At 28.8% G+C, this 1,681-nt stretch carries 1 protein-coding gene; it reads right to left on the bottom strand.

Annotated features, from left to right (window positions below; translation table 11 throughout):
* Positions 1-5 precede the first annotated feature (5 nt).
* Positions 6-1,529, bottom strand: a complete 1,524-nt coding sequence (locus G3997_RS05025) for a phosphoenolpyruvate carboxykinase (ATP) (protein WP_296649070.1) — start codon at positions 1,527-1,529, stop codon at positions 6-8.
* Positions 1,530-1,681: the final 152 nt, after the last annotated feature.

Below are 1,681 nucleotides of genomic sequence, written 5' to 3' on the forward strand. Positions count from 1 at the left end.
AATGTCTATTCTGATCTTGTTGGTTGTGCTAATTCATATTTAGCTAACCAAGCCTTTCTTTCAGCTTTTAATTTAGATGCTAAAACTTTGTATTCTTCTTCTGTATAATAACTTCTTGGATTATATTTTTCTATATCTATACCATTAATTTGTACTGGTACTTCATATCCCCATTCTTTATCTTGTACCCATTTAATAGTATCTCTAGCTATTTCTTTCATTATAGTTGTTGATACTTTTATACTTAATTTTTCACCTTTAAAGTCTCCCTTAGCTCCAACACTACCTGTATTTAATATATAACATTCCATATCAGGATTATTTTGTAATATTTCTTTTAATCTTAATCCCTCTTCTATCTCAGGTCCCATTATAAATGGATTAGTTCCAACACATCTTTTTGATTGACCTGCTTTTGTTGGATCTCCTGCTGAAGTTTCTATAGATTCTCCTAACATAAATGCTTCTAATGCTTGCTCTGGATTTAATTTAACTACTGGTGGTACTATGTCATTTCTTCTAGTTATAAATATTATTTTATTTGCTTTTTCTAAGTCTATAGTATCATCAGTATTTGGTACTTCACTTCTTAATATTATACCTCTACCATTTGAAGTTAAGCTTACATCATCAAAATCAACTTTTCCATCATCATAAACTTTTACATTTTCAAGTATAGCTCTATCTGTTGTAGCAGCTTTATATAATACACCTTGTTGGTCTGGGTGTAATCCTTCAGTTTTTATAAAGAATCCAGTTTCTGTACCTACGCAATATCCATTTTCATCCATGAATATAACGTCATCTTGTCTAACGATAGATTTTTCTTCGCCCTCTAATTCATGGTCATGTATAGTTAATGTAGTTTTACCTGTTCCACTAAGGCCAAACATTATAAATCCAACATCTTTTAAGTTATTGTTTTTGTCATAAACTCTAAGAACTTTACTTCCTGCATGGAATCCTAATCCACCTTCTTCTTTAACTTTATACATAGCCATTCTTAAGAAAGATTTTTTAGCTTCACCAAAATAGTCACTTCCTAGTATTAAAGTTAATCCTGTTTCAGGATAAGCTATCATCATTCTTTCTGGCCATTCAGGTATGTATATACTTAAAAGATCTGGATTTTCAGGATTTGTTGATGGATTTAATGTATTATTCCACATGTATGCTATTCTAGAGTATTCTTTTGATATATATAATCTACAATTATATGAAAATTTATCTCCCATACCCATTTGACGGTCTACTCTTACTACTTCTTTATCTTTTACATATTCTATTACTTTTTGAAGTACTTTATCTGCTTCTTCTTTACTTATTTCYTTTTGGTCAACACCAACTTCTATTTCATCAACTATATAAGTATTTTTAGCACTTCTGTTTCTAACTTTTGTTACATAACTTGCACTATTAAATTCAGTTGTTTTTTCCATATGTTTTGATAAGTTTCTTAATTCTTCTTCTGTAGGGTTTGATATTACATTTTTGAATAATTGATCATTAAACTTTGCTAATTCACTCATTATATATACCCCTCTCTACTTTAAATATTAACTAGTGCGTATTTAATGTAAATACATTTTAATCTATGTTACGTTTTAATATAATATACGTATTAATTTAATATTTAAGCCTGTCAACTTGAAATTTAAGATGTCCTAATTTTTTCATTCAG

The sequence above is a fragment of the Romboutsia sp. 13368 genome, assembly GCF_018336475.1.
In the GTDB taxonomy this organism is placed as follows: domain Bacteria; phylum Bacillota; class Clostridia; order Peptostreptococcales; family Peptostreptococcaceae; genus Romboutsia.